The 21,419-nt window shown below is 57.4% G+C and carries 21 protein-coding genes and 1 pseudogene; 14 read left to right on the top strand and 8 right to left on the bottom strand.

From position 1 onward, the window contains the following. Positions 1–142: 142 nt before the first annotated feature. Positions 143–1,023 (top strand): annotated as a pseudogene (locus QTL96_RS14875) (DMT family transporter). Between the two features lie 398 nt (positions 1,024–1,421). Here QTL96_RS14875 and QTL96_RS14870 read toward each other — a convergent pair. Next, positions 1,422–1,694, bottom strand: a complete 273-nt coding sequence (locus QTL96_RS14870) for a hypothetical protein (protein ID WP_113198075.1) — start codon at positions 1,692–1,694, stop codon at positions 1,422–1,424. Positions 1,695–3,663: 1,969 nt separating this feature from the next. Next, positions 3,664–4,452, bottom strand: coding sequence for a DUF4394 domain-containing protein (locus QTL96_RS14865; protein ID WP_289728214.1), 789 nt, complete (start codon positions 4,450–4,452; stop codon positions 3,664–3,666). A 199-nt stretch (positions 4,453–4,651) separates the two neighbouring features. Between QTL96_RS14865 and QTL96_RS14860 the strand changes: the two genes are divergently transcribed. Both QTL96_RS14860 and QTL96_RS14855 read left to right on the top strand, forming a co-directional pair. Then, on the top strand, positions 4,652–5,197 hold the full coding sequence (locus tag QTL96_RS14860; protein ID WP_289728250.1) for a sigma-70 family RNA polymerase sigma factor: 546 nt from the start codon (positions 4,652–4,654) through the stop codon (positions 5,195–5,197). Beyond that, positions 5,194–5,898 (top strand): anti-sigma factor, encoded by a 705-nt coding sequence (locus tag QTL96_RS14855; RefSeq protein ID WP_289728213.1) that lies wholly within the window; start codon positions 5,194–5,196, stop codon positions 5,896–5,898. Before QTL96_RS14860 ends, QTL96_RS14855 begins: the two co-directional genes overlap by 4 nt. A 320-nt stretch (positions 5,899–6,218) precedes the next feature. On the opposite strand, the gene QTL96_RS14850 is transcribed toward QTL96_RS14855, so the two are convergent. Beyond that, positions 6,219–7,139, bottom strand: coding sequence for an NADP-dependent oxidoreductase (locus QTL96_RS14850; RefSeq protein ID WP_289728212.1), 921 nt, complete (start codon positions 7,137–7,139; stop codon positions 6,219–6,221). 10 nt (positions 7,140–7,149) lie between these two features. Beyond that, a complete protein-coding gene (locus QTL96_RS14845; RefSeq protein ID WP_289728211.1) occupies positions 7,150–7,596 on the bottom strand; it encodes an ester cyclase in 447 nt (148 codons plus the stop codon). 90 nt (positions 7,597–7,686) lie between these two features. Here QTL96_RS14845 and QTL96_RS14840 point away from each other — a divergent pair, with 90 nt between their 5' ends. The 5 genes from QTL96_RS14840 (at position 7,687) to QTL96_RS14820 (ending at position 10,600) form a co-directional block, all read left to right on the top strand. Beyond that, entirely contained in the window at positions 7,687–8,301 is a 615-nt protein-coding gene (locus tag QTL96_RS14840) for a LysR substrate-binding domain-containing protein (protein ID WP_289728210.1), read from the top strand. Further along, positions 8,282–8,596 (top strand): LysR substrate-binding domain-containing protein, encoded by a 315-nt coding sequence (locus tag QTL96_RS14835; RefSeq protein WP_289728209.1) that lies wholly within the window; start codon positions 8,282–8,284, stop codon positions 8,594–8,596. The genes QTL96_RS14840 and QTL96_RS14835 overlap by 20 nt, the downstream gene beginning before the upstream one ends. 521 nt (positions 8,597–9,117) lie before the next feature. Continuing rightward, on the top strand, positions 9,118–9,555 hold the full coding sequence (locus QTL96_RS14830; RefSeq protein ID WP_289728208.1) for a curlin: 438 nt from the start codon (positions 9,118–9,120) through the stop codon (positions 9,553–9,555). A 60-nt stretch (positions 9,556–9,615) separates the two neighbouring features. Beyond that, entirely contained in the window at positions 9,616–10,014 is a 399-nt protein-coding gene (csgH, locus tag QTL96_RS14825; RefSeq protein WP_289728207.1) for a curli-like amyloid fiber formation chaperone CsgH, read from the top strand. Positions 10,015–10,186: 172 nt separating this feature from the next. Then, positions 10,187–10,600, top strand: coding sequence for a curlin (locus QTL96_RS14820; RefSeq protein ID WP_289728206.1), 414 nt, complete (start codon positions 10,187–10,189; stop codon positions 10,598–10,600). A 150-nt stretch (positions 10,601–10,750) separates the two neighbouring features. Here QTL96_RS14820 and QTL96_RS14815 read toward each other — a convergent pair whose 3' ends face one another. After that, positions 10,751–12,061, bottom strand: coding sequence for a diguanylate cyclase (locus QTL96_RS14815; protein ID WP_289728205.1), 1,311 nt, complete (start codon positions 12,059–12,061; stop codon positions 10,751–10,753). A gap of 695 nt (positions 12,062–12,756) precedes the next feature. Here QTL96_RS14815 and QTL96_RS14810 point away from each other — a divergent pair. Next, entirely contained in the window at positions 12,757–13,236 is a 480-nt protein-coding gene (locus QTL96_RS14810; RefSeq protein WP_289728204.1) for an Hsp20 family protein, read from the top strand. Positions 13,237–13,309: 73 nt separating this feature from the next. Further along, positions 13,310–13,609, top strand: coding sequence for a DUF982 domain-containing protein (locus QTL96_RS14805; RefSeq protein WP_289728203.1), 300 nt, complete (start codon positions 13,310–13,312; stop codon positions 13,607–13,609). Between the two features lie 82 nt (positions 13,610–13,691). Here QTL96_RS14805 and QTL96_RS14800 read toward each other — a convergent pair whose 3' ends face one another. The 3 genes from QTL96_RS14800 to QTL96_RS14790 all read right to left on the bottom strand — a co-directional run bounded on the left by QTL96_RS14800 (position 13,692) and on the right by QTL96_RS14790 (position 16,379). Beyond that, positions 13,692–14,552 carry an HAD-IIA family hydrolase gene (locus QTL96_RS14800; protein WP_289728202.1) on the bottom strand — a complete coding sequence of 287 codons (861 nt, stop codon included), beginning with the start codon at positions 14,550–14,552 and terminating at the stop codon, positions 13,692–13,694. Between the two features lie 709 nt (positions 14,553–15,261). Then, positions 15,262–15,552, bottom strand: coding sequence for a DUF3253 domain-containing protein (locus QTL96_RS14795; RefSeq protein ID WP_289728201.1), 291 nt, complete (start codon positions 15,550–15,552; stop codon positions 15,262–15,264). A gap of 317 nt (positions 15,553–15,869) precedes the next feature. Then, positions 15,870–16,379 (bottom strand): lipocalin family protein, encoded by a 510-nt coding sequence (locus QTL96_RS14790; RefSeq protein ID WP_289728200.1) that lies wholly within the window; start codon positions 16,377–16,379, stop codon positions 15,870–15,872. A 234-nt stretch (positions 16,380–16,613) separates the two neighbouring features. On the opposite strand from QTL96_RS14790, the gene paoA reads away from it, so the two are divergent. From paoA to QTL96_RS14770, 4 genes are read left to right on the top strand one after another with little or no spacing between them, the layout of a single operon-like run. Next, complete coding sequence (gene paoA, locus QTL96_RS14785) at positions 16,614–17,261, top strand: aldehyde dehydrogenase iron-sulfur subunit PaoA (RefSeq protein ID WP_289728199.1); 648 nt, start codon at positions 16,614–16,616, stop codon at positions 17,259–17,261. Continuing rightward, positions 17,258–18,208: a xanthine dehydrogenase family protein subunit M gene (locus tag QTL96_RS14780; protein WP_289728198.1), complete on the top strand. Its 951-nt coding sequence runs from the start codon at positions 17,258–17,260 to the stop codon at positions 18,206–18,208. The genes paoA and QTL96_RS14780 overlap by 4 nt, the downstream gene beginning before the upstream one ends. A gap of 5 nt (positions 18,209–18,213) precedes the next feature. Beyond that, entirely contained in the window at positions 18,214–20,418 is a 2,205-nt protein-coding gene (paoC, locus tag QTL96_RS14775) for an aldehyde oxidoreductase molybdenum-binding subunit PaoC (protein WP_289728197.1), read from the top strand. Between the two features lie 22 nt (positions 20,419–20,440). Next, positions 20,441–21,373: an XdhC family protein gene (locus QTL96_RS14770; protein WP_289728196.1), complete on the top strand. Its 933-nt coding sequence runs from the start codon at positions 20,441–20,443 to the stop codon at positions 21,371–21,373. The last annotated feature ends 46 nt before the right edge of the window (positions 21,374–21,419 follow it).

Here is a 21,419-nt window from a genome sequence, read left to right as displayed (position 1 = left end):
CTCATAAAATACGTCGAAATAGATCGGATTCAAACGATTCCGTGGCTTGAGCAATCGGGCTCGCTGGACTAGTCCCTTGGCCTAAGTGACAGCGGAGAGCACGACAATTCCCAGCAATATCAGCCCCAAGCTGCAGGGCTACATGTTCACCTTGGCGGCAGTGTTCATCTTTGCGGTCCAGGACAGCTTCTCGAAATATCTTGGCGAGCGATACTCTCCGATCCTCATCACCATGATCCGCTTCTGGGCCTTTGCAGCCTTCGTGATGCTGCTTGCCATGCGCAAGCCAGACGGCGTACGCGGTGCCTTCACCACGAAACATCCGCTCATCCAAGTGATGCGCGGCGTGCTTCTGGTCGCGGAAATCGCGCTCTTCGTGTTTGGCCTGGCGCATACCGGGCTTGCGATCACGCAAGCCATCTTCCAGTCGACGCCGCTGATCGTAACCATCCTGTCGATCCCGTTCCTCGGAGAACATGTCGGCTGGCGACGTTGGATAGCCGTTATCGCCGGCTTGTTCGGCGTACTTTTGATCATCAACCCGACAGGTGGGACGTTCAGTCTTTATCTTCTCCTGCCGCTTGCCTGCGCCACCATGTTTGCGCTTTATAGCGTCGCCACGAAGGCCGTCAGCCGCAAGGATCCAAGCTTTACCAGCCTGGCCTACACCGCCGTCGGCGGCGCGATCGCCATCTCTCTGCTTGGGCCTTTCTACTGGACGCCAATTGCTGTCTCCGACTGGCCGATGGTTGCAGCCCTGTGCGTCTGCGGCACGGTCAGCCATTATTGCCTGATCCGGGCCTACGATTCACTGCAAGCCTCCGAGGTGCAGCCACTCGCCTATTTGCAGCTGGTCGTCGGGGCCTGCTTGCGGTGATGTTCTTTGGCGAAACCTTGAGCTGGAACATGCTTATCGGCTCCGTGATCGTCGTTGGCGCTGGTCTGTTCACAATGTGGCGGGAACACCGCGCGCAGTCGAAGAACAGTCCTGCCTCTGGCACCCCGCTCACGGAGCGCACTTGAGGTCAGTCGTGGCCACGCTTTGCAATCATCGTTCGGCTTGCAGCTCCGACCACTAGAATTCAAATCCGCGACATGCGCGAGCGGCTTTGCTGGATTGAACCGGCGCAGCGCCTCTCGGGCGCTCCCCATGGCTGAAGAACCAGTCATCCGCCAAGCTTGGGGCGAAAGCGGCTGCACACTTCGTGCATTTCGCGCGCTTGAACGTTCAAACCCTGAGAAGCTTCTCCGCTCCGAGGCGCAGCGTGTTACAAAGCCCCGCATTCTTACTCATGTCCAGCAATGTCGGTGGCGGGTCTGATTTCAGGAGATCCCCCTGCCAATGAGCGATCGTCACCGAACGGAAAGTGAGGCAATCGATGGGCACGGAGGAAACAACGAATCCCGCCGCGGTGTATATGTCAATGTAATGTGTCGCTGGGGATGTCCCACTCGAACTTAGCCAGCAGCAGTGTAGCTTTCTCAACGACAGCGTTCGCTGAAGCCGAGTAGTCTTCGGCTATAGCAAACAGATTTAGATCAAGCTGGTCCGCCAACTCGTCGAGCAACATCCACAGTTCCTCGCCATCATGCTGAGCGATTGATGCAGATACGTGCAGGCGATTTGCTAACGTCTCAAGATAGGCTTCGCGCTGTTTGATGGACATTTTAGAAAATTCGACGATTCCAGACATGGTTCGCTCCCCAGGGGTGCGCTGTCCGAAAACTGACCGAGGATATAGGTGACAACCATCCTTCGAAGAGCTAGAGCTAAGATAGGTCAATTCCGACAAAGGGCAATGGTAGGCGGACGATCTTATCAGGCGCTCCACGCTCTGTTCGTCCATGCTGCTGCCATGGGTAGATTGAATGTCCTACAAAACGACGTGGCTCTCCTATAGAAGGCGAGCTGAGCGGCACGGCTAGTCGTTCTACCCAAAAATCCCGGGGGAGCTTGACAGGCGCGAAGCAAGTCCGCTCACAACCCGTCAGTTACCGTCGATAGGTACACGCGCTCGGGCCGAGAAGACTAAGGGGTATACATCCCAGCCGTGAAGAGATACGCGGGACACTGCAATATTCGAGGGGGCTAAAGATGCCAGCGGCGAAGGGCTGCAAGGTGAATGGGTGACCTTCGTCTAGCCGGAACGGCTGGAACAAAACTCGTGACAGCTGACCGAAGCCATCAAAATGCTAAACTGACCCCAGCGTTTCGCAGCCACGAGCAAACTACCTCACTGTTTACCCTCGTCGTCCGCTTCGAGGCTCTGGTTGTCCTTTCCGCCCGCGCCAGGTTTGCCTCCTGAACCACCTTTGCCAGGGTTATGCCCATTGCCAGGCTTACCAGGTAAGCCCGGCTTGCCCGGTAAGCCTGGCTTGCCCCGTGTGCCATTCTCGGGAGATTTCGTCATATTTTTTCTCCTCCTCAATCAGCGCGGGACTCAAAAAGTAAGGGTGGGACGGCTTGGCATTGTCCGACTAAACGTCGTTCGATGCCGGAAGCTTCAATGTCGCGACGTCACTGCGAACTCTGGGAAAGTTTCTTGCGATCGACAAAGCTCGAATCTCCTGAGCAACCTGAGCGACTTTTCGACTACATCGTCGCCACGGCATGGATCCGCGGCCACTTCCTCAGTGCATGTTTCAAGCCGAACGCTAAGACCCAGAAGTGACTGCCAAATCGGATCGTCATCATGCTTAGCGATACGCGCGAAAATCTGAAGCTTTTGAGCGAGTGCCCGGAGGATGGCCACTCTCTCGGCGAGAGGCATCGTTTCGAATGGCAGGGGCGCTTTCACAAACTCGTCCCAAGATCATTTGTGGGAGCCGGACAAGCAAAACCTGCTTGTATTCTACGGCGTAAATCGCGCATCGAGTAGACTTTGGTGTGGACGCGTTCGCGCGCCGGAAGCCCACTAATCGCGAACCGGTGGAGCTTGCTCTGTGCTAATGGAGGATTGGGGTTTTTCGGGTGGTCTGCGGTGGTCTTGAGAACAATGAGTGTGGGCGTCACGTCGCTGAAAGTTCTGTACGTCATGATAGCTACTCCTACCGTCAGGCAAGAGCGCATATAATCTCCCAATCGGCATCGCCTGCAAAGAATAGGCCGACGAGCGACAGTACGCTTACTTATGCAAATGACCTAATGATTAAACACGAGAAGGGCCGGATGCTTTTCCGCGGCAGTCTGTAGTTCAAAGAACGCCGCATCTGACGCTATTACAAACGACGGCGCTCAGGCCGGGGCATGCTGGCAGCGCAGGCGTGGACTTGGTCTATATGAAGAAGTTAGGCCGTAGAGATCGCCTTCCGTCTTGGTTCAAGCGAGCGTCATGACCAGCCACAGAGCTTGGGTGTCGCTTCGGGAATAGGTCGCCCGCGGCCCTTTTGTCCTGATCGACAGAACGATGCCGCTCCCACTCGACGTTTGATGGTCTTCCGTCCGTGATGTCAGTTCTTGAAGTGCCTTGGTCGATCTCCTCGGCTCAATTTGGTTGCCTTCAGAACAGAGTCGTTGTTTCTGGTGGTCGATCACTCCTGGTCTTTTAAGGCGTAGCGCGCGTTGACTTGCTTTTTGGGCGATGCTGGAACTTGGTTTTGGATCGACGCGCGGGCGCGAAGGCCAGCTGCTCGCCGGTCTCCGCGCCCAAAACGAAACGATTATCAGCCCGCGGTCAATACGGCGATGTCGCGCACCTCACCGTCAAGCCCCTCGATCGAACCGACTTCAGTCGCAGCACCTGTCTCGAGGTTGACTGTGTAGAGCATCTTGCTCGCAGCAAGATAGGCTGTGTTCTTGCCGTCTTCCGTTGTCTGAATGTCGAAGGCATATGTCGCAGCGCCGTCCTTGATGCCGAGCTTTCCGATCGCTTTCAGCGTGCCGTCGTTTGGCTTGGTCTGCTGGATCAGCGCACCGATCGTGGCATCGATATTGTACATTGCCGTCTTCTCGGGCTTGCCAAACGAATTGGTATAAGCAGCGGCGACGATGTTCGGCGTTTCTCCCTTATGCATGTCACCATCCTCGTAAGCCAAGACACCGTCAACGGTGACCGCACCCGTATCGGGATGGACGCGATGGTTGGTCGTCCCGGTCATGAAGCGAAGCCGGTCTGCCATTGGGTTGAAGTCGACGACTACAGGCGCTTCGGTGAGGCTCAGCGTCTTGTCCATCTTGGCGACCTCACTAGCAGCCCCGGTTTCGAGATTGATCGAGACGATGCGATGATCGGCTGTCACGCCGATGACGGTCTTGGTGCCTGGGCGAAAATCGACACCCAAGAGCTTGTCGACACCTGTGACCTCCATTGTCTTGGAGACCGCGGGCTTGTCCGTGTCGAACATAACGAGCGTCTTGTCGCCGGTCAGAGCGAGGACCGGTGCGGCAAGGGCGGCGCTTGCGGTCATGGCGAATACGGAGGAGGTGATCAGTGTGGCACGAATGATGGACATGTCTTTCTCCCGTTGTTGGTCTTCGGGGCGATCAGGGTTCTGCCTGAGATGCTCCCACTATCAGGACACGACAGCAGGCAATTTGGATGCAGGCTGCGAAAAAAAATGTTGTCGGACGCATCCATTCCACCTCGCCGTGGGTATAGGCAGTTGATCGTGTCCTTCGACACAGCCGATATGGGGGACCTTTTGCATGCTGATGGGCGTCAGGCCGGATGATCTTGGAGGAGCGCTTGCAGCATGCGCGAAAGGCGATCGCAACGCGCTGCGGAGCATTTACGATCAGGAGGCGGGCCGACTTGTCGCGATTGCCGAACGTATCGTGCGGCGGCGCGACCTCGCCGAAGAGGTCGTACAGGAAGCGTTCATCCGCATCTGGACCCATGCTCATCAATATAATCCGGCCTGCGGCTCTGCCCGAGGGTGGATTTTCGCGATTGTCCGCAACCGTGCTCTCAATCTCCTTCGTGATGGGAAGCGCGAACTGACGGTCGAAGACGTCGGCGTGCTCCGCGATGAAGAAGACGCCAGCGAGCTGATCGCGGCCTGGCAGTCATTGGATCGCAACTCGCGGCTTTATGAGTGCCTTGGAACTCTCGACGAAACCAAGCGGCGCGGCATTTTGATGGCCTATGTCAACGGCTACACACATGGGGAGATCGCCGGTCGGATGCGCATGCCACTCGGTACCGTCAAATCCTGGATTAGGCGCGGCCTCACGGCGCTCCGGGAGTGCATGGGATGAGATATGAGCAAACAGACATATCTCGGATCGCCGACGAATACGTGCTGGGTCTTCTTGAGCCAGGCGATATGGCTGAGGTCGAGGAAGCGATGGACCGCGATGCAAACCTACGTGCAGCCGTGGCAATCAGCCGTGATCGTCTTCTCCCGCTCGACATGGCGCTTGAACCCGCAGTCGTCGGGCAAGCGCTCTGGCAGCGTATCGAATCCGCCTTGCCTGACCATGAAAAGCTTGACCCTCCGGCCCTAAGGCGGCCTGCCAATGAGAACCGCCCGAATATTTGGCGAAACACAGCAGTGGGGGCGCTCGCCGCGACCTTCGTGCTTGCCATTGGACTAGCATACAGCTTGATGCGAACCGTAGAGCCCGTGGCTGTCGCGGTTCTCGTCAGCGAGACGGGTGAAATGCGGGCGATCGTCGAGGATTTTGGCAACGAAAACGCAGCCGTGCGCGTGCTTTCCGATCTCGATGTTCCAAACGACAAGACGATCCAGGTCTGGACGTTGCCGTCGCGCGAGATGGGGCCCATATCCCTTGGCCTCTTGAAGGGAGTGCGCTCGGCTCGACTTTCCGGTCCGGCACTTCCAGCCCCACAACCTGATCAGCTCTATGAATTGACGCTCGAACAGGCAGGGGGCTCCCCAACCGGGAGGCCGACAGGACCAATTCTTGCCAAGGGCCTGGCGAAGCTGCCCCGCTAGCAGAATCTTGGTGGATGTCGCCTCTTTTGGATTGCTTGACACCAGCACAGTCGGGCTCCTGCCTTGTCTGTTTCTCCGCACGATCACGAAGCGCGGTCGACCGTTCCGAAGCTGTCGCGTGAACTTGACGGCAACAAAGCGCCAATTGCCGTCATTATCAATCTGCGAAAAGTCGCGCATGGCCATGAGCTCTGTAATGAGTGCCGGTCCGCGGCGGGGCATCGCATCTTCGACGTGAGAAGGTGGAACTTCAAAGACGTCGCTCAATCAGTTCGTCTGCCTCCCCATTCCCTTAGATGCGTCGCCGCGTCGTCGCTCGGTCAGATCGTCAGGATAATTTTTCCACGGGCGCGACCGGATGCCTGGCGCGCGAAGGCCTGATCGAAATGGCTCAACGGCAACACACTGTCGACGAGTACCGCGACATCGAAGGACTGGATTGCCTTCACGGCTTCGCTCAGGCGAGCGCCGTTCGAACTGTGAAAGATGAACCCTGCGTCCACGCTGTAGGCTTTCGCCATGGTGTCGTCCGGCGGCGCCACGATGGAGGCGATCTTGCCGCCACGACGCAGAACCTTGTAGGATTCTTGCTGGGTTTCGCCGCCGATGGTGTCGAGAACGAAATCGATGTCAGCAATCTTGTCGGCAAAATCTTCGTGGCGATAGTCGATCACGAGATCTGCGCCAAGCCTGCGCGCGACGTCGATACCGTCGCCAGAGGCGGTTGCGATGACGCGAGCGCCAAATCCACGGGCGAACTGGATCGCAAAACTCCCGACGCCACCTGCACCGGCGTGGATGAGAACCGTCTGCCCACTGATGACACCCGCATATTCCACCAGTGCCTGCCATGAAGTTCCAGCCGCAGTCGGAATGCCCGCCGCGGTCTCCATTGCTATCCGCTCCGGTATCAGAACCAGTTGATTTTCCGGCACGATTGCGAAGTCGGCAAAGGCTCCGCCCCGTGTCGGATCGAGCCGAGCGATGACCTTGTCGCCGGCGCGCCAACGCGATGTCAATGACCCTGTCTTCTCGATTACACCGGAAAGATCTGTTCCGATTGCAGAGGGGAAGTTGAGAGGGAAGTAGTCATGCGCCAGGCCGCGCTGCAGCTTCACGTCAAGTGGATTGAGCGAGGCAGCGACTATGCGGACGAGGACCTCGCCATCCTCAGGAACAGGGGCTTCAATCTCTTGCAACTGCGGCATGCTGCCATATGCGGAAAGGATCATGCTTTTCATCTGAATATCCTCAGGCCGCGTTCGGGGCTGCGCCCATCTGTGTAAACCAGCTCATCCAGTCCTCCATGTGATGGGTGCGGGTCAGTCGGCCGTTATCGAAGGCATGGAATTCGTGGATCGGCAGCGCAAATTCCTTTTGGGTCGGGGCAACCCCAAACAGTTTGCCGACATGGCGCCCCTTCATCACCGCCCGGACAGCGGCGCGGTTCGGTCCGCCGATAACTTCGAGGATCTCGATACGTAGCTCCGCAAACACTGTCGCGAAGCCTTCAATCAAAGGCTTTGCGCCATCGCGGCCAGTGGCCTGGCCCGGCGCCAGAGGAATGTCCTGCCAGTCGGCGGTAACGCAATCGTCGAGAAGCGCGGGCTGGCCGGCGAAGGCGCGGTAAAAGGTCTTCAGCATCTGCAGATCCGCTGCGCTGATCCCGCTGCTCCGAATTTCGATTTCATTGGTCATTGTCGGCTCCGTGTTCATTTGATGGAACGGAGGTAACCCAACGAGAAACATTATTGAAATTGATAATACATATGGGGTATCATCCATGAAATGGATTTGCACGGTATCGATCTCAATCTCCTTGTCGCGTTCGACGCCCTTATTGCAGAGCGCAGCGTCACGCGTGCCGGCATCCGTATAGGCCGCACACAGCCGGCCATGAGTGCCGCTTTGAGCCGATTGCGCTCGCTATTGAACGATGAGCTGTTTGTGCGAGGCCCCGATGGCCTGCTTCCAACCATGCGGGCTCTTGAACTGGCGGAGCCGATCAACCGCGCTTTGACCGATATCCAAAGAACCCTCGAGTTCCGGCAGGACTTCGATCCCGCACAGTCGACGGCGACTTTCGCTATCGGTTTAGCTGAGCATCCTGCCCACCTGATCCTACCAAGACTGGTGGCGAGGCTTAGGCAGGATGCGCCTGGAGTGATCCTGTTGGTTCGCAGCTTTCTGCATCGCGACGACGCGGTGAAGTTGCTCGACGACGGAGAAGCCGATGTGACGATCGGCGTACCGCATTCGCCGGCAGGCCGAATCTTAAGCCAGCCTCTATTTGCCGAGCGATTTGTCTGCGTGGTCAGAAGCGGCCACCCTCAAGCCAACCAACCGATGACCTTGGACACGTTTCTGGAAATGTCACATCTTCTTGTATCGCCCGAAAAATGACAGTTTCGGATTGGTGGATGCGGCACTTTCGAAGCAAGGCCTGCGCCGCCGGCTCGCTCTCACCCTGCCGCAGATGTATGCAGCTCCCGCTCTGGTCGCGTCGTCGGATCTGATCGCAACACTCATGCAAGGGGTTGTAGAAGCGTCAGGACGTGAAGCGGAGTTGCGCGTGATCGATCCCCCTGTGGACCTGCCCAGTGTTCAATTCAATATGGCTTGGCATCGACGAAACGACGTTCATCCAGCGCAGAAGTGGTTTAGGAGCTTTATCGCTTCTCTCGGTACAACGAAGTGATTGGCCACGTTGTTGGATTACGATGCGATCTAAGCGCCAAGTTGGCTCGATCACTGACGTCCACGGAAATGACCGCAGTGGGCGGCCGGTGGCGGACTTCCGCGGCAAGGCAACGGCGGTAATTCCAGTCACCAATCAGCCATGCCAACCCATATTTTGACTCTCTAAAGGATTGTAGCGGTCCCTGCCATCCGGCCGAACAGCGATCAACGATCAATTCGATAGCGTGCGTTTCTAATTTTCCCATGCCTCGGGTCCTTTGCCTGGTCAAACATACTGGGCAGCACCGGGCGGTGCCGTCGAATCTGCGAAAGATTTAAGCCGCTGGCATTGAGTAAGTTGCAGGAGGAAACACGCCTCCTTACTCTCGATTAAGCCTATGAAGTTGCCCGACGATCCCTTGAGCTAGTGGTCCCTCTGAATGAACTAAAACTGAATGGTGCTTTCAGCTGCCGTTGCAAAGGGCAAGCGTAAGAAAAGGGCGTTCAACCGCGGTTCTTTCCGCTTGAGGAGACACAGTTATGATCCCTAAATCTTTCACCGCAGCCGCACTCGTCGCTCTTGTTGGCCTCACGGCCGCAGCCCCTGCCATGTCCAACGACGTGCGTATCGAACAGTATGGTTGGTCGAACTCAGCTGGCGGTGCGCAAGAAGGATATGGAAACCGCATCAGAACCTACCAGAATGGCGGCTATAATCGGATTGTCGGCCATCAATACGGCCGCCATAATCTCTCGGCTGTAGGCCAAGAAGGCAATGACAACTTCGGCGCGACCTATCAAACTGGCAACCGCAACGTCGCTGGCATCGGCCAGTTTGGCTCCAATCACACCTCGATACTAACCCAGGACGGCAATGGCAACATCGCGGCGGGTGTTCAAGTCGGCCATGGTTGCAGCGCAAGCGTTAGTCAGGGTGGAAACGGAAATGTCGCGGCCTTCGTCCAGACTTGCCCGTGAGCCACTGCTCACTGACGCGAATTCTCTAGATCGCAGCAGCAGTCAACTGGGAGATGGGCCATGCAAAACATCTTTAGGCTTCGACACCGCTTGCTTGCCGTTCTTGCGGTGGTTCTGGTTCCTGTGGGCACCGTTTCGGCCATGAAGACCGCCAGCCAACACGACGGGGTGCAGCTTTGCGAAATCAAGGCAACGCCTGGAGTGTCAGAGGTGAGACTGGATGCGCTCATCCACGCGGACCACAATCTCGGCGGAAACTACACTTTCCACGTCGTTAAGTTGGGGCAATCGGGAAGCTCGAGTGTGAACCAGAGCGGTGATTTTGATGCCACAGCCGGACGCACGACGACCCTGAGCTCTGTCTCGCTTGACGCCAAAGGGGGCAGCTACGAGGCGACATTGGATGTCGTGATCGCCGGGAAGAGATTTAGTTGCGCGAAGAAGGTCGACGGCAAATAGATGACCTAAGCGCCTTGCAGATACATCGAGGGCGCCAGCTGCTGGCGCCCTTGTTGCGTTTTAACAGCCTGAAATAACTGAACAATAGCTGAACATCTAATTTCCCTCTGGTTCAGCCGAGAGATGCGAATGTTGGTCATCGGCTGAGGCAGCCGGCAAAATGGAGATGAAGATGACCCGCAACATTCTCAAGATTTTTACAGTCACTCTTCTTGCCGGTAGCTTTAGTCTGGGCGTCTTATCCGTTCCGGCTTATGCCGGGGGCAGGATCTCGTTTAATCTGGCGCCGGACAATGCCGAGGATGCGGGTCTTTTTTCAACCGGCCTTCGCGTCTATTCGCTATACCGCGGTCTAAAAAATGCGAATATTCGGCAGTTAGGCCGGGCCAACACGGCTGGCGTCGCTCAGACTGACGGCAGCAATCTTGGTTTCATTCAGCAGCGCGGTAACGGTCATTCTGCAACCTTGCAACAGAATGGCAGGAACAATGCCTATGGCATTTTCCAGTATGGGCGAAACACGGAAACCGACGTGGTTCAGAATGGAGACAATAGTAGTGGAGCTACCTTTAGCTACGGCTGGTAGGCCGTTCGCTATATCAACTGACGATGTCACCTTGCCACGTGGAACTTCTGAGCCACTCGAGTATCGTTTTGTTGATAGGGTGCTTATCAAATGGAGCGTTGGCGGCGCTGTAGTCTGAAAGTTCTTCGCCGGCCATGAAGCGGCCTGCAATCAGGCGCCGACGGCCTCCGGTATCGTGAGGTCCGAATAAACGCGATTACGTCCATTCGCTTTGGCGAGATAAAGTAGCTGGTCGGCTGCCTGCAGTTGGTTTGCGAAGGGCTCATCCGCTTCGATCTCAACGACGCCAATCGATATGGTGACCTTGATCTCGCTGCTGGAGCCGGGAATAACCAGCTCTTCGACGGCCTTGCGTAGTGCCTCGGAAAATGAATGCGCTTGGAACCCGTTTGCGTTTTGAAGATAGATGACAAATTCTTCGCCTCCCAACCGGGCTGCCAGGTATCCGTCAGCGACACACATCTCGATCATTAGCCTGGAGACGGCCTGCAGGACACGATCGCCCGTGTCGTGCCCAAAGGTGTCGTTAACGACCTTGAAATGATCAATATCCAAAAGGGCAACGGCACCCGCGAGTTTCCTCTCGTCGCGAAGGTTCATTTGCTCGAAGAAATGGCGGCGGTTTGCCAACCCCGTGAGGTGATCTTCTTCAGCGAGCCGCCGTAGCCGCTTTAGCTGGATGAGCGTCTCGATATTGTTGTCGATGCGGCATTGAAGCTCCTCAGGCACGAACGGGCGGTATATAAAGTCCGACGCACCGGCCTTGAGGAAGCTCGCTGAAAGCAGCCGGTCACTCGACGACGATATTCCAATGATACGGATCTCCTCAGAGTTTCGGGATCCGCGAATCCGGCGGGTCAATTCGTACCCATCCATGTCCGCCATGTGATGGTCGGTAATGACGAGCTCGATGCCCGGGTTGACCGCCAGAATTTCCAGGGCCTGCTTGCCTGAATGCGCCTCAAAGACCCTGAAGTTCTGACGCTTCAGAATATCGACTAGCCCCGAGCGAGCGGCACGGGCATCGTCCACGACGAGCACCTTGAACTGACGGTTTGTCAGTATGCGGCCAACGATCCGAACGACTGTATCCACAGTGCGCTGTCCGTCCTTGACGATATAGTCGATAATCTTGTGCTCAGCGTAGCGCTTGCCGGCATTTGGGTCGAATTTTGCTGTGAAGACGATTGTCGGAACTTGGTGCTCCGTTAGGAACGGCATGATCTCACCAGCCGGCGCATCCGGGAGATTGAGCCCCGTCAAAGCCAGCGTAAAGTTATGAAGCGTCAACGCCTCGCGGGCCTTTGCCAAGCTTCCGCAACGCGTGATAATTGCACCGGTCTCCTGCTCGAGACGCTTCGTCAGCAAGGTCGAAAGTGCGACTGAATCTTCGATAAGCAGAATATGGTTGGCGCCTTCTACTGCTTCCACACCAGCGTTATTCCCCGAGCGTAAGTTCATTCCGGCGTTCCATATTTAGCAAATCCGGGTTTCCTAGATCAATTAAGTTATTATTTGATTTCTAACGAAAATACAGATCGTATCGGGCGTTATGAACCCGCACTGAGACCAGCCGCGGCGGCGGAATACAAGCAAGTAGGTAATTGGATCGCTTCACGCTAAAAGGTTTAATTCAACGAGGATTGCGAAGTTCGCTTTTTAAATCGGGCTTTGGGGGCAAGCTCTTTCTGTCTGTCCATGTTGGCCTGGAATCACAGCAACAGTCCTGAGGCCAAAGACGTCGAGCAACAGTTCTGCGCCAAGTGCTGGATGAAGCCGATATCGCCAGACGACGCAGGCGATCAAAGCAGGTATCTGCAGGTCTCCGATCGTCGATTGTCCGCCCTGGCATTCACCGCGGTCTCGAAACCAGTGTAGCCACGGCCTCATCAAGCCGATCTCAGTGTCGATCAGGCTCCCTCAGCAGAACTGACTGCGTTGGCTGGCAGCTGTCGTCTTCGCAGCGATATATCGAACGCAGGCGCTCGATGGCCGCCGCGTAAAGGCATCGGAAGATTCTTTCTTCTCGATCTTGAATCCCGACAGCGCCAAAACCAAATCGTTTGCCGCCAGCCGCTAAATACCAGGGCTGGACTTGCAGGGAGCGTCATCTTTTGGCGCTTCCGTACCCATGTTGCTTCAAGGAGGATATGGCTATGGCAACATCTTACGACTATACACCACTCTTCCGTTCGAGTGTCGGTTTTGACCGCGTCTTCAGTCTTTTAGAAAACGCGCAGCGCGCCCGCTCTATCAGCGACTGGCCGCCCTATGACATCGCCAAGACGGGCAACGACGGTTATCGCATCTCGATAGCGGTGGCTGGCTTCGAACAGGCCGATCTCGACATCACCTTTCAGTCCAATCTTCTAACCGTCACCGGCAAGAAGCAGGAGACGGCCAACGACGGCTATCTGCATCGTGGCATCGCCGGCCGGCCCTTCGAACATCGTTTCGAGCTCGCCGACCATGTTCGGGTCAACGGAGCGGATCTGAAGAACGGACTGCTGTCGATTGATCTGGTTCGCGAGATCCCCGAGGCCCTTAAACCGCGGAAGATCGACATCCAGACCAACCCGGCTCTGGAGCAGCCGGCCGGCCCGGTGCAGATCGAGGCGCAGAAGAACGCTGCATAGTCCTCGGCTGTAATGGTGGAGGGCGCCGTCGCGACGGCGCCCTGTTACATTCGGAGTTGGAAAGGAGAGCGTCATGAAACCCGATATGTTCAAAGAGCCAGTTTCCATCCTGGTCGGCCTGGGTTTCCCGGCTGAAATCCGTTGCGTGCTCGATGCCTATCGGCACTTGTGCGAGTGGCCCGCTGCATCGAGGGACACCGCCCATTCTATTGCGTTGAAGGCATGTGGTGCGGCATTGCGCGGCGAAATCGAAGCGGAAACCGTGCGCGGGCTGTTTGTCGCCTTCGCCGAAAAACACGATCTGCTTGCGTCGGATGCCGAGATATTGCTCGCATCTCGCCGCCGCCGGGATAGGGGTCCCCATATTCGTTGATGACGATGCGCGAGATGGTGCTACAGCCGCCAGCAGGGCCGAGATCGTTGCCGCTGCCCGGTGTTCGCGTTGAGTACAGCGCCTATTCAAGCAGATCGGCGACTGAATCGATCACCGTCTTTGGTCGGAAGGGGTAGCGCTCGATTTCGGCACGGTCGGCAATGCCGCTGAGCACCAGTACTGTATGCAAACCTGCTTCAATTCCCGCCACGATATCGGTGTCCATGCGGTCGCCAATCATTCCCGTGCCTTCCGAGTGTACCCCAAGTTTGTTGAGCGCTGAGCGGAACATCATCGGGTTCGGTTTGCCGACGATATAAGGCTCGCGGTTAGTCGCGCGCATAATCAGCGCGGCAACGGCACCTGTTGCGGGTAGCGGACCTTCTGCGCTAGGGCCGGTTGCGTCTGGATTGGTCGCGATGAACCGGGCGCCTTTTCCAATCAGCCTAATGGCTCTGGTAATGGCATCGAACGAATAGGAGCGGGTCTCTCCGAGCACGACATAATCGGGGTCGGCATCCGTCATGATGAAGCCAGCCTCGTGTATGGCTGTGGTGAGGCCTGCCTCGCCAATCACAAATGCCTTTCCAGCTGGGGTCTGGTCCTTAAGGAAGGCAGCCGTCGCCAACGCCGAGGTCCAAATTCGGTCCTCGGGGACTTCGAGACCGCTGTTGCGCAGCCGAGCGCTAAGATCGCGAGGCGTGTAAATTGAGTTATTGGTCAGGACCAGAAAAGGCGTATTGCGTGCTTGCCATCGCTGGATGAGTTCGACGGCGCCTGGCAGCGCCTTATTCTCATGGACCAAAACTCCGTCCATATCCGTCAGCCAGGATCTTATATTGTTCGTGCTCAATTCAATCCCTCGCGGATTTGGTCTGTGCGGTGCGGGCCCGTCGAAATCGGCGGCGACAAAGACCACTAAAGGGTAGTCAAGTCTGCCCATATTGACCTTCGCGCGTCAGTTTCAAGTCTAATACTGGGCTATCGACGAGGCGAAGGAACGCCGATTTCGGTCGCGGTCCCTCAGCTGAAGAGCGAAGCAATGGCCAATCTTAGGGTGCCAACGGCCGGTCTTGGGATGTCGCGTTCAATGACCCAACTGTGGAGGTCTCGTAGACAGATGCAACACCTAAGGCAGATCTCACGCTGGGAACCTTTACCGCATCGACGACTTATCCGACCAAAGGAGAAGCTGATGTTCCGACGCGACCATTCCCTAAATAACGATCGCAGCCGCGACCCGACAACGATGCAGCAATGGCGCAACGATGCTGAAATGGCGCTAGCAGCGGCTCGAGATTATCCTCGCGCGACCACGGGTCTTGTCATCGGCGTTGCCGCCCTAGCATTCTTGAGTGGCTGGATAATAAAGGCTTCTCAGCCTCGGTAAAAATAGCGAAGTGTTCACTTCTTACATTTGACGTTCCGTGCGCGTCGTTCTGGAGTGCTGGACATTGGCCGAAAGAAGGCCTGCCGAGGCAACCTGCCTCGTCGAAACGATTGCTCTGTATAGCAACTCTCTTACCCGGTAGGGCCTGCGAACCTTCTAAGACGGGCTTTTGAAGAGCCTGCGGAGACTGATGGCTGGCCGCGCTCAACCATTGAAATGCGGCCCGATGCGCGGCGACGCATCAGCGCGATAGCTCCAATCTTCAGCTTTTATCCTTGAGGCCGCTTATTCGATAGGGGCCCCCGCGCTTGCTCATTACAACAGATTTCCAGGTCAAAGTAATTTCGCCACGTGCTATCAAGACATCCACGGCTTCATGGACCATCGGCATGAATTTACGCCATTCGCGTGGGATGTTGTGACCCGTCGCTAGGATGCGCGCCGCTTCGCTCGGACACGTTGTGCCAGCATGTCGGCTTGCAACGCACTTCAAAATCGTCGATTCAGCATTTTCGATCATTGTGCGACTTTTTTCTCCTCTCACGTTCGTCATTGAATGCGCTTTCCCCGAGGACGGCTTCTAGTTTTGCCCCAGCATGCTTCGCGGAGCTTTAGGTTTGTTCAAAGCGTGTGCAGCTTAAGAAAGGCGGCGTTGCATCCGAGCAGTGAGCGGCATTTTAAAGCTTCCCGCCTATTGCCGATCCCGCGGAGCTTGCCAAGTGTCGCTCCCACTATCTCGAGGTCGTAGCCAAGCAGTCTTGCTACGCAAGGGGCGGAGCTCCGGGCCAAGACTAACGGATATCTTGCACTGGCGGGCCAGAACAGAGAGGGATCTTCAACACCTGATTCATCGCCAGAGGAAGACGCCGGTCAACCGCTCTCCAGCATCGTGTCGCTTACTTCACGACCAGTGTGTGGCGTTCTAATAAGCGCTTGAAGGTCGAAGCCCTGTCGACGAGCCTCAGCCAGATAGTCGTCGAGCGAGCTTTCGGAGATAGAGCTCTCTCTCGCGAGGACCCACAGAAACTTATGGTCCGGAGTGCCTACCAGAGCGGTCTGATAGTCAGGGTCGATTTTGAGCACCCAATAATCGCCATCAGTGAATGGGATCCAGCGAAGAGCAGCGGGTAGAAAGCTAACCTTCAATTTAGCCTTGGTTCCGTCGACAGGATCTGCTTCGCCAACCGCGTTGGTCGGCTTGTCATGTTCGTCGAAGCACCTATTGTCGACACGAACTTTTCCATTGGGATTGATGGAATAATTCGCGGTGACGTCGGAAGCATGTTCGTCCTCGTATTTGATCGGGAGTCGAGCAATTTCATACCAGCGTCCGAGATAGCGGTTCAGGTCGAGGCTCGAGATTGCTTTGACGTCGCTCATTATTTCCTCCTTCAGTGAACACTCGCAACGGACGTCACGTGATTCAGTTCCCAAAACCGACGCGACTCCAGAAGCCCCGATCGGCGGCCCCCAAACTTGATCCAACCGCGGAAGCGCGCTTCCTTCCCGCTGCGTCGATCTCCTGAATAATCGGATGCCCCTAACCTTATCGGTAGCAGGCGCTAGGTTTAGGACCAAGCGCCGATCCTCACTGAGAGGAGGCGGTGACCAACCGTGGAGGCGATCATGCCAAGCATCAATCAATTTGAACTTTCACGCCGCAACTTACTTATCTCCTCAGCCGCGACACTTGCGGCCACCACTGTCGCCGGCGACGCGACAGCGCAATCTACAGGAGACCTCATGACCCAAGCTTCAACCCTGTCATTAAAGGTTAACGGACAGGTTCGAGACCTTGACGTCGATAATCGAACGACGCTTCTCGACGCTCTGCGCGAGCATCTTCACCTGACAGGCACCAAGAAGGGGTGCGATCACGGTCAATGTGGAGCGTGCACGGTCCTGGTCGATGGACGCCGCATCAATTCGTGTCTTTCTTTGGCCGTCATGCACGACGGCGAAGCCGTGACGACCATCGAAGGCCTAGGCCAGCCTGGCGCGCTTCATCCTATGCAGGCCGCTTTCGTCAAGCATGATGGCTTCCAGTGCGGATACTGTACGCCGGGACAGATCTGTTCCTCCGTGGCGGTGCTCGAAGAAATCAAGGCCAACATCCCGAGCCACGTCACCGGCGACCTCAACGCACAGACGTTGCTCAGCGAGGCTGAAATCCGCGAACGCATGAGCGGCAACATCTGTCGCTGCGGAGCCTATTCCAACATCGTCGAGGCAATCGTTGAAGTCGCGGGGACAAAATCATGAAGGCCTTTACATACGAGAAAGCCTCCTCGATAGAGGCTGCAGCCAAGGCAAACGTTGCGAACGCTGGCGCAAAGTTCATTGCCGGCGGTACCAATCTGCTGGACCTGATGAAGCTCGAAATTGAAACACCGACGCACTTGATTGATGTCAATGGGCTCGGCCTCGACAAGATCGAGAAGACGTCCGAGGGTGGTCTTCGGATTGGAGCGCTGGTCCGCAACACCGACCTTGCAGCGCACGCAACCGTCCGGCGTGATTACGGGCTCTTGTCACGAGCCCTGCTGGCAGGCGCTTCCGGCCAGCTTCGTAACAAGGCGACGACCGGGGGAAATCTGCTTCAACGAACGCGCTGTCCGTATTTCTATGACACGGCTCAACCCTGCAACAAACGGGTGCCCGGAAGCGGCTGTTCGGCCATTAGGGGCTTCAGCCGTCAGCATGCTGTAGTCGGTGTTAGCGACGCCTGCATCGCGACCCATCCAAGCGACATGGCGATTGCCATGCGGGCCCTCGATGCGGTTGTCGAGACCGTCAAGCCGGATGGGAGCCGCCGCTCGATCCAGATCGCCGATTTCCATCGCCTGCCGGGCGACACTCCTGAAATCGAAACAGCCCTCGAAAAGGGCGAGATCATTGTTTCCGTCCTGCTACCGCCTCCCATTGGCGGCACGCATATCTATCGCAAGGTCCGTGACCGGGCGTCCTACGCCTTCGCCCTGGTCTCCGTCGGAGCGGTGATTCAGCCGGACGGAACGGGTAGAGTGGCAGTCGGCGGTATCGCGCACAAACCATGGCGCGTCGAAGCCGCCGACACCGAGCTGTCCAAAGGGGCGAAAGCCGCGGCGGGAGCTCTCCTTGCCGATGCCCGTCCGACCGAGCAGAACAAATTCAAGGTCGATCTCGTCGAGCGTACGCTCGGCGCAGTGATCGTCGAAGCGAGAGGCTGACCGTCATGAAGTTCGACACTCCAGCAACCACCAATCCGATCGACCAGCTCAAGGTGGTCGGCCAGCCGATCCATCGCATTGACGGCCAGCTCAAGACTACGGGCCGGGCGATGTATGCCTACGAATGGCATGATCCCAAGATACCTTACGCCTACGGCTATCCTGTGGGTTCTGCCATTGCCAAAGGGCGCATATCGTCGATGAATGTCGACGCCGCCAAGCGTGCACCTGGCGTTCTTGCCGTGGTCACCACGCTAGACGTCGGCAAGCGGGAGAAGGGCAAGTTCAATACCGCAAACCTCTTTGGTGGCGATGAGATTGCGCATTATCATCAGGCGATTGCCGTGGTTGTGGCCGAGACGTTCGAGCAGGCTCGCGCCGCCGCCGCTCTCGTGGAGGTCAACTACGCTGAGGAAAAGGGCGTCTATGACCTCGCCGACGCGAAGGACACCGCCGTGAAGCCGAAGGATGCTGGCGGCGCGCCGCCAGACACCGCTGTCGGCGATTTCGAGGGGGCGTTTAAGTCCGCCGAAGTGACGTTGGACGAGACGTATACGACCCCGGATCAGTCGCATTCGATGATGGAACCGCATGCGTCCATTGCCGCTTGGGACGACGATGAACTAACCGTTTGGACATCAAGCCAGATGATCGATTGGTGGCGCTCAGACCTCGCGACGACGCTTGGCGTCGACAAGGAGAATATCCACCTCATGTCTCCCTTCATCGGCGGGGGCTTTGGAGGCAAGCTCTTTCTGCGTGCCGACGCGGTCCTTGCGGCTTTTGGAGCAAAGACCGCCAACCGTCCCGTCAAAGTGGCACTGCCGAGGCCGTTTCTGGTCAACAACACGACGCACCGTCCGGCAACCATTCAGCGAATTCGGATCGGCGCCAGCCGTGACGGCAAGATCACGGCGATCGCTCACGAGAGCTGGTCGGGCGACCAGCCCGATGGTCAGCTCGAAACGGCGGCAATGCAAACGCGGCTTCTCTATGCGGGCGAGAACCGGATGACCGCGATGCGGCTGGCAACGCTCCATCTTCCCGAAGGCAACGCCATGCGTGCGCCGGGAGAAGCGCCGGGGCTGATGGCGCTTGAGATAGCGATGGACGAGATGGCGGATAAGCTCGGCATCGACCCCGTACAATTTCGAATCCTGAACGACACCCAGGTTGATCCCGAAAAGCCAGAAAGGCCCTTTTCGCATCGCGACTTCGTCGGTTGCCTCAAGCTCGGGGCGGAACGCTTCGGCTGGGATGGGCGAACTCGCCCCGCATCGCGTCGAGAAGGAAACTGGTTGATCGGCCTCGGCGTTGCAGCCGCTTTCCGTAACAATCTGCTGATCCCGTCGGGCGCGCGCGTCCGCCTTGACAATGAAGGCGTCGTTACCGTCGAGACTGACATGACGGATATTGGAACGGGCAGCTATACGATTATCGCGCAGACCGCGGCAGAGATGATGGGGCTGCCTATCGACAAGGTCGCTGTACAGCTCGGAGATTCCCGCTTTCCCGTATCGGCAGGCTCGGGTGGCCAGTTCGGCGCCAACTGTTCGACGACGGGCGTCTACGCCGCTTGCGTCAAGCTCCGCGAGGCTATTGTGCAGAAACTCGGTTTCAATGCGCAGGACGTCGTCTTCGAAGATGGTCAGGTTCGCTCAGGCACGCGCTCGGTTCCCCTTGCCGAAGTGGCAGGCGCCCAAGGACTTGTGGCCGAGGACAAGGTCGAATGGGAGAAGCTTTCCGATAGCCATCAGCAGTCGACCTTCGGCGCGCACTTCGTCGAGGTCGGCGTCGATGTGGCGACCGGTGAAACCCGTATTCGCCGCATGCTGGCGGTTTGCGCGGCCGGGCGGATCCTCAACCCGATCACAGCCCGAAGCCAGGTGATCGGTGCCATGACGATGGGAGCGGGGCTCGCGCTTACAGAAGAGCTCGCCGTCGACAGCCGCCGCGGCTTCTTCGTCAACCACGACCTTGCCGGATACGAGGTGCCGGTGCACGCCGACATTCCGCATCAGGAGGTCATCTTCATGGACGAGACCGATCCCATTTCCTCACCGATGAAAGCGAAGGGGATTGGCGAGTTAGGATTGTGCGGAGTCTCGGCGGCGATTGCCAACGCGATCCATAATGCAACTGGCATCCGTCTTCGGAACTATCCCATGACCCTCGACAAGCTCATCAGTGGGCTTCCAGAGGTCGCATGATGGTTCCAACAGGACAAGACGCATGAATCTGGTGCTCAACACGATGGAGCTGAACGTGCCGAGACGGTCGTCCACCAGCGACGACCCTTTGGACATTCTGCAGTTCGCCATCGCTTCCTTCAAGAACGGCGGGGCGACGCTCGCAACCCTTGTCGATATCCGCGGCGGCGCGGCCCGCGCCCTTGGTTCACATCTCGCCATCGCGGCCGATGGCAGCTTCTTCGGCTACGTCTCAGGCGGATGCGTCGAGGCGGCGGTGGCTTCTGAGGCGCTGCTGGCTATGGAGGCGGGCCAAGATCGAACCGTTTTCTTCGGCGACGGTTCGCCCTTTTTCGATGTCGTCCTTCCTTGTGGAGGCGGCATCACGATCGCAATTCATGTCCTGCGCGACGTCGACGTCGAGAAGTTGGAAGCCGTCGTCACCGCGGTGCGGGACCGTCGAACGGCCGGGCTTTCATACTCACCGACCCAGGAAGCGATCGATCGCATCGTGCCGCCTTCGCGATGCGGGTGGGGGAACGGGAGCTTCGAAACGGTCTACCGGCCGCGGACACGCGTTGTCATTTCGGGGCAGTCTTCCGAGGCGGTCGCGCTGGAACGGATTGCCGAAGCGGCCGGACATGACGTCGTGGTCTTGGGAGCATCTGGCCGCGATCTGCGCCCATCCGATTTCGATCAGCATTCTGCGGTGGTACTATTGCATCACGACCTGGACGCCGAAGAGAGCGTCCTTGGCATGGCGTTGCAATCGAGTGCGTTCTACATAGGCGCGCTCGGCAGCACACACACGCATCGAAGTCGCGTCGAGCGTCTGAGACATGCGGGATTTGTCAACGCCCAGATAGACCGCATAAAGGCGCCGATCGGAATCTTCGGGCCGACCAAGGATTCGACATCGCTAGCCCTGTCCATACTGGCCGACATCGCCGCCTCAAGACTTGCCGCCTATGCATGACGTCGCGGCCAACGGTCAACGCCCCCGCGCCGCATTCGTTCTTTCC

The sequence above is a fragment of the Rhizobium sp. S163 genome (genome assembly GCF_030380805.1).
Classification (GTDB): Bacteria; Pseudomonadota; Alphaproteobacteria; order Rhizobiales; family Rhizobiaceae; genus Rhizobium.
The sequence above is the reverse complement of the archived record's forward strand: the minus strand, read 5'-3'. Positions and strand labels throughout refer to the sequence as shown.